This is a genomic window from bacterium (genome assembly GCA_030654305.1).
Lineage (GTDB): Bacteria > Krumholzibacteriota > Krumholzibacteriia > LZORAL124-64-63 > LZORAL124-64-63 > PNOJ01.
Map to the genome: position 1 here is coordinate 1 of JAURXS010000402.1, position 8,770 is coordinate 8,770.

The following is an 8,770-nucleotide window of genomic DNA, read 5'->3' on the forward strand; positions in this document are numbered from 1 at the left end:
GCCGGGGTAGAAGCTGAAGCCCGAGGCGATCCCCATGGTGCCGGCGCGCTTGCCCTTGTACAGGGCGCCGTGGGCCTGGCAGGCGTCCTCGATGACGGGCAGGTCGCCGGCCACGGCCCGGATCTCGTCCATCGGCGCCAAGTGCCCGAAGAGGTGCACCGGCATGATGGCCTTGGTGCGCCGCGTGATCGCGCGCTCGAGCTTTTCGGGGTCCATCATCCAGGTCACGGGGTCGACGTCCACGAACACCGGCGTCGCGCCGGTGTAGACGATCGCCTCGACGGTGGCGATGAAGGTGTTCGGGACGGTGATGACCTCGTCCCCCGCGCCGATGCCCAGGGCCCGCAGGACCAGGTGCAGGGCCTGGGTGCCGGAGTCCACGCCGATGGCGTGCGGCGCGCCGCAGAAGGCGGCGAAGTGCTTTTCGAAGCGTTCGAGACGGTCCCCGAGGATGAATGCCGTGTTGTCGACCACGTCGGCGATCGCCGCGTCGATGTCGCGCCGGATCGGGGCGACCTGGGCCTTGAGGTCGAGGTACGGAATGGGCGTCGGGGTCGTCATGTGGGGCTCCTTGAGGTTGACCGCGTCCGGGACGCGTCACGCACCGGTTGCGAATCCATGGACTTGAACCACGGATGTTAATCATATCACATTATGTGTCCCGCAACCAGCGCCGATAAGATAATCAGCGGACGCGTGTTCTCCTAGCAAGATCCTGCCGGTTCCCGCCGGAGAAAGACCTTGCATGGGCGGCAGATGCGGGTTATTTCCCGGTGGTTGCGAGCCCGCCGCCCGGTCCTTGGCAAGGATGATGCCGCGGCGTGGTTCCACGTTGCTTTCCGCGCCCCTTGCTCCTAAGATCGGGCGCCAAGTCTGAGGAAACGACCGCGTGAAATGAGAGGAGCTTCTTCATGACAACAGGCCTGAAGATCAAGCCTGCGGACGGGAAACTCGGGATCCTGACGCCAGGCATGGGGGCCGTGTCATCGACCTTCATGGCCGGCGTCATCGCGTCGCGCCGGGGCATCCGGCTGCCCATCGGCAGCATCACCCAGATGGGCCACATCCGCCTGGGCAAGCGCACCGACAACCGTCAGCCCATGGTCAAGGATTTCGTGCCGCTGGCCGGCCTGGACGACATCGTCTTCGGCGGCTGGGACATCTTCGAGGATTCGATCTACGAGGCCGCCGTCAAGGCCGGCGTGCTGCCGATGGACCTGCTCAACGAGCTGAAGGACGAGCTGGACGCCATCCGCCCCATGCCCGCGGTGTTCGATAATTTCTACGTCAAGAAGCTGCACGGCACCCACGTGAAGAAGGGCGCCACCAAGATGGACTTCGCCGAGCAGCTCATGGCCGACATGAAGGCCTTCCAGAAGGACAACGGCTGCTCGCGCCTGGTCATGGTCTGGTGCGGCTCGACGGAGATCTTCCTGAAGCCCTCGGACGTCCACCAGACGCTCGAGTCCTTCGAGGCCGGCCTGCGCAGCAACCACCCCGACATCGCCCCGAGCATGATCTACGCGTACGCCGCGATCAAGATGGGCATCCCCTACGCCAACGGCGCGCCCAACCTCAGCGCGGACATCCCCGCCCTCGAGGCGCTGTCCAAGCAGACCGGCTCCCCGACCTGCGGCAAGGACTTCAAGACGGGCCAGACCCTGATCAAGACCGTCCTGGCCCCGGCCTTCAAGGCCCGGCTGCTGGGCGTCAGCGGCTGGTTCTCGACCAATATCCTGGGCAACCGCGACGGCGAGGTCCTGGACGATCCCGGCAGCTTCAAGACCAAGGAAGAGTCCAAGCTCAGCGTGCTGGACACCATCCTGCAGCCCGAGCTGTACCCGGACCTCTACGGCAACCTCTTCCACAAGGTGCGGATCAACTACTACCCGCCCCGCGGCGACAACAAAGAGGGCTGGGACAACATCGACATCTTCGGCTGGATGGGCCTGCCCATGCAGATCAAGGTCGACTTCCTCTGCCGCGACTCGATCCTGGCCGCGCCGATCGTGCTGGACCTCGCCCTGTTCCTCGACCTGTCCAAGCGGGCCGGCCTCGGCGGGATCCAGGAGTGGCTGTCGTTCTACCTGAAGAGCCCGGTCACGCCGCAGGGCCTCTACCCCGAGCACGACCTCTTCATCCAGCAGAAGAAGATGAAGAACACGCTGCGCTGGATGATGGGCGAGGAGCTCGTCACCCACCTCGGGCGCGAGTACTACGACGACCTGTCGCAGGACGACCGCTGATCGCAACGTCCGACGACGACGACCACGGGGGCCGGCCGCGAGGCCGGCCCTCCCCGCTTTCGGAAAGGACCCCGGCATGACCCACCCCGCCGGCCCGCCGGCCGACTGGCGCCTCGAGACCCTGGTGGTCGGCCCCCTGCAGATGAACGCCCAGCTGCTCTGCGCGCCCGGCGCCGCTGAGGCCGTGCTCATCGATCCGGGCGACGACCCCGACGTCCTGCTGGACGCCGTGGCGGACAGCGGCTGCCGGCTGGTCGCTCTGGCCTGCACGCACGGGCACTTCGACCACATCTCGGCCGCCGCCGCGGTCCAGGCGGTCTGGGACCTGCCGCTGCTGCACCACCCCGACGAGGCGGCGCTGATCGCGAGCCTCGCCTCCAGCCGCGCCTCCTACGGGTTCCCCCCCGTGCCGGCGCCGCGCTGCGCGCCGCTGCCGGGCGGCGAGCTGCCGTTCGGGGGCGGCCGCCTGCGGATCGTCCACGCACCCGGCCACAGCCGCGGTCATGTCCTGTTCATCTGGGAGGGGCACGCCCTGGTCGGCGACGTGATCTTCGCCGGGTCGGTGGGCAGGACGGATCTGCCGGGCGGTGATTTCACCGTGCTGGAGCGCAGCATCCGCCGCGAGGTCTACACCCTGAACGACGAGACCGTGCTCCATCCGGGGCACGGTCCCGACACGACGGTGGGCCGCGAGCGCCGCTCCAACCCCTTCGTGAACGACGCCGGCCGCTAGCCGGCGCCGCGCACCCGGTCGGAGATCAGGGCTGCGGCGGTTGCGCGGCCAAGGCGTTGATCTGCTCGAGCCGATCGCTGCGCTTCTTCTCCAACGTCTTGTGGCGCTACATCAGCTCGCCCTTGATCCAGTCGCGGTACAGCGAGGCTCCGAGGCAGCCGGAGTCGTAGGAGAAGATGCTGTTGAAGGCCGAGGGCGCCTCCTCGATCTTGATGTTGTTGGTGATCATGGTCTTGAACAGGTCGCCCTTGAAGTGGTTCTTCAGCTCCTTCTGCGCCTCCATGTGGAGGTCGGTCCGCCCGTCCTTCATGGTCACCAGCACGCCGAGCACCTGCAGCCAGGTGTTCTGGCGCTCCTGGATGCGCTCGATCAGGGCGCTGAGCTGGTGCATGGTCGAGACGGCCAGGCCGGTGCAGGGCGTCGGGATCAGCGCGTAGTCGGAGGCGACCAGGGCGTTCTGGGTCAAGATGCCCAGGTTCGGCGGCGTGTCGATGATGATCCAGCCGTAGGACGTGGACAGCGCCTGGGTGACCTTGATCAGCCGGTCGGTGAGCTGGGTGCGGGCCATGCTCTCGAGCGACGGGTGGGACGGGATCACGTCGATGTTCTCGTCGAAGACCGTCGAGGTGATGCCGTCCTGGGGCGTGATCGCGCGGCGCAGGACGTCGAAGATCGAACGCGCCGGCGGCTCGCCGTTCATCTTGCCCAGCAGGGCCGAGGAGGCGCAGCCGTGGGGGTCCATGTCGATGACCAGGCAGCTGGACGTGATGTCGCTGTAGCGGGTCAGGCCGGCGGCCAGGTTCAGCGCCGTGGTGGTCTTGCCGGTGCCGCCCTTGTGGTTCACGACCGCGATGACGTTTCCCATGGAATCTCCCAACAGGTCGGGACATCGGAGCTCCGGGAATCCGGAGTGAACCGTCAATAATAATGATCCGAGCCCGTGAAGCAACCTGTATTCGGTTCGGCGCCCAGCGTCCCGCTTGGCGATCAGCTCTTAACCGTCTGAATCGCAGCGTGTTGCGGGATGTGTTTCACGAATCGGTTTCGATAGCGGGGCCGCCACCAGATCCGCGAATAATTGCCCTATCGTCATGATTTTAAAAGTGTGCCATCAACCTGACGGTCATCGTCACCAAGTGCTGGGGACCGAACTCGCGGTATTCGGCGTCGGCCGGGAAGTCCTGCTCCTGCGGCAGCCCGTCCAGGGTGAACTGCTGGATGTGGTCGGCGAGGTCGAGGCCGAGGGACCAGCGGGGGCCCCCGCGGTACACGAACCCCGCCCCCAGCAGCAGGCCCGGCACGCTCTGGTCGGCCGCGTCGGCCGAGGCGCTGATCCCCGTGTAGGACAGGCCGGCCCGGACCAGGGGCTGCAGGCGGGTGTCGGTCAGGCGCTGCTCCCAGGCGAGGTCCAGCTGCACCACGTTCCAGCGGTCGTAGAGCACCGGCGTGACGAACTGGGAGTCGTTGGCCAGGGCGGCGGTGTCCATCCGCCCGGCCGTCAGGTCGAGGCGCAGCCAGCCCCGCGGGGTCAGGCGCTTGGCGGCCGCGAGGCCGAAGGCCGCCGCCTCGTCCAGGGTCACGGTGAACCGCTTGGCGTTGAAATCGACGCCGCCGGCCGGCGGCGACCAGGGCACCGTCAAGTCGTTCGCCACCTGGAACAGGTCCCCGCCCGCCAGCACGCCCGCGGCGAGGCCGAAACACCAGCCGGTCTCCGGCGCCGCCGTCGTTTCTTCACTCACGGTCGCGACGGTCCGGCCGCTGACGGCGGTCCGGCCGCTGACGGGGCGCCGGGGCTGGTCCTGCGCCGACGCGACGCCGGCCGCGGCTAGGGCCAGCGCCAGGACGCCTGCGGACAGCCGGCGGCGGCGGGCCCCGCTCACGGTGTTGTCTCCGTGGGCTTGGTCTCCGCGGGCTTGGAGGCGAAGTGCCGGAAGAGATCGATCGGCACCGGGAAGATCGTCGTCGAGTTGTTCTCGCGGGCGATCTCGCTCAGGGTCTGCAGGTAGCGCAGGACGATGGCCGAGGGATCGCTCGAGATGACGACGGCGGCCTCGGCCAGCTTCTTGCTGGCCTGGAACTCGCCGTCGGCGTGGATGACCTTCGAGCGCCGCTCGCGCTCGGCCTCGGCCTGGCGGGCCATGGCGCGCCGCATCTCCTGGGGCAGGTCGACGTCCTTGATCTCGACGGTGCTGACCTCGACGCCCCAGGGCTCGGTCGCCTTGTCGATGATCTCGCGGATCTGCAGGTTGAGCTTGTTGCGCTCGGACAGCAGGTCGTCCATCTCGACCTGGCCCATGACGCTGCGCAGGGTCGTCTGGGCGACCTGCGAGGTGGCGTAGAGGTAGTCCTCGACGCCGACGATGGCCATCTCGGGCGACACCACCTTGAAGTAGATGACGGCGTTCACCTTGACCGAGACGTTGTCCTTGGTGATCACGTCCTGCGGCGGCACGTCCATGGGGATGATGCGCAGGCTGACCTTCACCATCCGGTCGACCAGCGGGATCAGCAGGATCAGGCCCGGCCCCTTGACGCGCTGCAGGCGGCCCAGGCGGAAGATCACCCCGCGCTCGTACTCGCGCAGCACGCGCAGCGAGTTGGCCAGCACGAAGAGCACCAGCATCAGGACGGGCAGGAAGGACAGGGTCAGGAACTGCATGGGAGCCTCCGGGGTCAGGCGGGTCTGCGGAAGGAGACGGTCTCCAGGATGGCCCGCAGGCGGCGGAAATCGTCCATCTTGTCGAGCTGCGGCGCGTAGACGAGCAGGTCGAAGCAGTAGACGCGGCCGCCGTCGGGCGCGGCGAGGAAGTAGCAGCGGAACGGGCCGCCGACCTGGGTCTTGGCGTCGACCCAGCTGCCGGCGAGCTTGACGGCGGGCAGGCCGGCCACCGTCTCCTGCGACCAGACGAAGGACGCGGGGTCGATCGTCTCCTGGTGCAGCGCCGCGCCCAGCCGCTCCCGCATGGCGACCAGCGAGGGCTGGTCCACGAGGCGGGACTGCGGGTCGGCGGCGGCTTCCCAGCTGACCGTCAGGCCGCGCGTGGAGCCGTCGGTGCGCAGCCACTCGACGGCGGGGAAACCGCCGGGCTCGCTCTGGTTCTCGCGGTAGGCGGCCGGCAGCTCGACGGAGAAGCCGAACCGCTTCCACTGGCGGGCGGCGGTGTCCGCGAGCAGGCCCTGCGCGCGGTGGTCCGCGACGATGCGGCGGTTGATGTCGGCGGCCAGGGTGTCGCGCATGGACGGGGCCCGGCGGTTCAGGAGCGTGACCAGCGCGTCGGCGTCCTTCGCGACCGCGACGAACGCCACCTGGCCGTGGAGCCAGGGGTTGCGCACGGTGAAGACCTCGCCGCGACCCGCCAGGGCCCGCTTCAGGGCCTCCTTGGGCAGCAGCCGCTTGACCGCGCCCTGGACGGGACCGCCGTCGCCCCAACGCACCGCCATGATCACGTTGCGGTAGTTGCGGGCGCCGCTCCATTTCCCGCCGGCGAAGGTGCGGAAGCGGTACGTGGGCTCGGATTTCAGGACGAAGCTCTCGTCCGGCGACAGCAGGCCGCGCGCTCGCGCCAGCAGCGGGTCGAGCTGCGGGTCGGACACCACGAGCGCCACGTCGCCGTACGAGCCGACGGCCGACACCATGGCGTTCTTGCCGCCGCCGCCGCAGCCGGACAGCGACAGGGCCAGACACAAGCCTGCCGCCCCGAGGATCGCGGCGGCATGGCGGGTGGGGATCACGGCGTACCTCGCAACGGACGATCAGCGACCGGGGCTCTGGCCTTGGCTGTCCGCATCAAGGTACGCGATGCCGCGGGCGGCGAGCAACGCCTTTAACGTCTTGTTCTCGTCGCGCAGGCCGATGAGGCCGGCGCGCAGGCGGGCGTTCTCGGCGCGCAGGGCGGCGGCGTCGTCGAGGCCGGCCAGCATGCCGGACGACAGGGAGACCGGCTGCAGGCGCTCCCCCGTGCGGGCGCGATCGGCCAGGAGTCCCTGGCTGACCGGTCGGCCGAGGAAGCCGCCGCCGAGCGCGGTGCCGCGGGTGCGGGCGCCGGTCAGGGGCAGGCGGTCCGAGAGGTCCGTCACCAGGCGCGAGGACGTCGTCGGCGCGGCGGTGGTCGTCGCGGCCGCGGCCAGGGTCGCCGCCGGACGGGCGGACGACTCCACCGGGCGGGGGCCGGAGGGCCAGACCAGCACGGCCACGAGCGCGGTCACGGCCACGCCGGCCAGCGAAGAGGCGGCGAAGCCGCGCCACCAACCGGCGGCGCTGCGGGGCGCGTCCTCCCAGGGCACGGTCCTGGTCGCGGCGGCTTCCTGCAGGGCGCGGTTGAGGCGCAGCTGGAGTTTCCACTCGAAGGCATCGGCGGGCTCGGCGGCGGTCGCCTGCAGCAGGCGCCGGCCGAGGCCGAGCTCGGCGCGGTGGTCGCGGCAATCGCCGCAGCGGCCGAGATGCTCCTCGAAGGACGGTGTCTTCTCGGCGGGCAGCATCCCGTCCATTTCCTGGCTGATCAACTGTCGTGCCGTGCGGCAGAGCATGGGGGTGTCCTCCTCGACGTCGTCACGCGTCCTGGTTGTCCTGATCCATCCTGGCTTCGAGGAGCTCGAGTTCGGCGAGCAGGTCCTCGTTGCGCAGCAAGGGTTTGATGTTCTGTCGGAAGCGGGTCCGGGCGCGGTTGATGCGCGAGCGCACGGTGCCGAGCTTCAGGCCGGTGACCTGCTGGATCTCCTCGTAGGACAGCTGTTCCACTTCGCGCAGCAGGAACGGGACCCGGTACCGCTCGGGGATGCGGCTGGTCGCCTCGGCGATCAGCCGACCCAGTTCGCGGCCCTCGAGTTCGCGCGTGGGATCGGCCAAGGGGTCGGCCGGATCCAGCGGGATGTCGCCGTCGTCCTCGGGCGCGGGGTCCAGCACGAGCATCCTCGGCTGCCGCTTCTGCTTGCGGACCCGGTTGCGCACCAGGTTGGTGGCGATGGTGAACAGCCAGGTGGAGAAGCGCGCGATCTCGCGGTACTTGTCCGCGTGGATGTACGCGCGGATCAGGGTGTCCTGGGCGAGTTCCTCCGCCTCGACGGGGTCCCCCACCATCCGCAGGATGAAGCTGTACAGCCGCCCCCGATACCGCCGCACCAGTTCGTCGTAGGCCCGCTTCTGGCCCTGCTGCACGAGCGCGATCAGATCCTCGTCACGCTGCTCGGTCCAGGCGAGCGGACCGTGACGGCCGGGATCGGGATGCTTCTCGTTCAGGTACACCGTGTCGCTCCTGGCGGCGTGGGGGGTGTCATCGGCGGGGGGGTCAACACCGGGACCGTCGCGCCGGTTCCCATCGGAATCGTCGGAGCGGCTCATCGGCCGGCGCTTTCGTCGAGGACTTCGCCCAGGGGCCACAGGGGCAGCAGCACGTCGATGGGGTCGCCCCGCCGCGAGCCCAGCCGGGGCGGCGCCAGCGCGAGGGTCGCCGCGTGGCGCCGCGACTCCAGGTGCACGCCGCCGTCAGGCGCGACGTCCACGCGCCAGATCTCGCCGGCGCCGCCGCGGCCCAGCCCTCTGCGGGCGAGGTCGCGGGCGAGGGGCGGGGCGTCCCCGTCGTCGGGCGGCCAGACCAGGAGGCGCGGCGCCTCCCGGGACACGCGGGTTTCCCAGGGCGTGCGCCGGTCGCGGGCGACCTCGACGGAGCGCTCCCGCCAGACCGCCGGCGCGACCGCCGCGAGTTGCGGGTCGCTCCCGGTTGCGGCCAGCGCGAGCAGCGCGGCGAGGCGCGCGGCCTGGTCCGGTTCGAGCGTGCGCAGAGGTCCGTCCCAG

10 protein-coding genes are annotated in these 8,770 nt (G+C 69.6%); 2 read left to right on the forward strand and 8 right to left on the reverse strand.

The window, feature by feature from the left end; genetic code table 11:
• Positions 1 to 561: DegT/DnrJ/EryC1/StrS family aminotransferase (locus Q7W29_11505; protein ID MDO9172444.1), on the reverse strand; the 561-nt coding region annotated here is incomplete at its 3' end.
• A gap of 350 nt (positions 562 to 911) precedes the next feature.
• Here Q7W29_11505 and Q7W29_11510 point away from each other — a divergent pair.
• Together Q7W29_11510 and Q7W29_11515 are read left to right on the forward strand one after the other, a co-directional pair.
• Complete coding sequence (locus Q7W29_11510) at positions 912 to 2,246, forward strand: inositol-3-phosphate synthase (protein ID MDO9172445.1); 1,335 nt, start codon at positions 912 to 914, stop codon at positions 2,244 to 2,246.
• A 76-nt stretch (positions 2,247 to 2,322) separates the two neighbouring features.
• Positions 2,323 to 2,979 (forward strand): MBL fold metallo-hydrolase, encoded by a 657-nt coding sequence (locus tag Q7W29_11515; GenBank protein MDO9172446.1) that lies wholly within the window; start codon positions 2,323 to 2,325, stop codon positions 2,977 to 2,979.
• Between the two features lie 106 nt (positions 2,980 to 3,085).
• Here the strand turns inward: Q7W29_11515 and Q7W29_11520 are convergent, their stop codons facing one another.
• The 7 genes from Q7W29_11520 to Q7W29_11550 all read right to left on the reverse strand — a co-directional run.
• Positions 3,086 to 3,844 (reverse strand): ParA family protein, encoded by a 759-nt coding sequence (locus tag Q7W29_11520; GenBank protein MDO9172447.1) that lies wholly within the window; start codon positions 3,842 to 3,844, stop codon positions 3,086 to 3,088.
• 232 nt (positions 3,845 to 4,076) lie between these two features.
• Entirely contained in the window at positions 4,077 to 4,859 is a 783-nt protein-coding gene (locus Q7W29_11525) for a hypothetical protein (GenBank protein MDO9172448.1), read from the reverse strand.
• Entirely contained in the window at positions 4,856 to 5,638 is a 783-nt protein-coding gene (locus Q7W29_11530; GenBank protein ID MDO9172449.1) for a slipin family protein, read from the reverse strand. Before Q7W29_11530 ends, Q7W29_11525 begins: the two co-directional genes overlap by 4 nt.
• 14 nt (positions 5,639 to 5,652) lie before the next feature.
• Complete coding sequence (locus Q7W29_11535; GenBank protein MDO9172450.1) at positions 5,653 to 6,711, reverse strand: DUF4837 family protein; 1,059 nt, start codon at positions 6,709 to 6,711, stop codon at positions 5,653 to 5,655.
• Positions 6,712 to 6,732: 21 nt separating this feature from the next.
• A complete protein-coding gene (locus Q7W29_11540) occupies positions 6,733 to 7,506 on the reverse strand; it encodes a zf-HC2 domain-containing protein (GenBank protein ID MDO9172451.1) in 774 nt (257 codons plus the stop codon).
• 22 nt (positions 7,507 to 7,528) lie between these two features.
• The gene (locus tag Q7W29_11545; protein MDO9172452.1) at positions 7,529 to 8,221 is read right to left on the reverse strand and encodes a sigma-70 family RNA polymerase sigma factor; all 693 of its coding nucleotides are present in this window, start codon (positions 8,219 to 8,221) and stop codon (positions 7,529 to 7,531) included.
• A 92-nt stretch (positions 8,222 to 8,313) separates the two neighbouring features.
• A partial coding sequence (locus Q7W29_11550) for a hypothetical protein (GenBank protein ID MDO9172453.1) occupies positions 8,314 to 8,770 on the reverse strand: 457 nt, incomplete at its 5' end.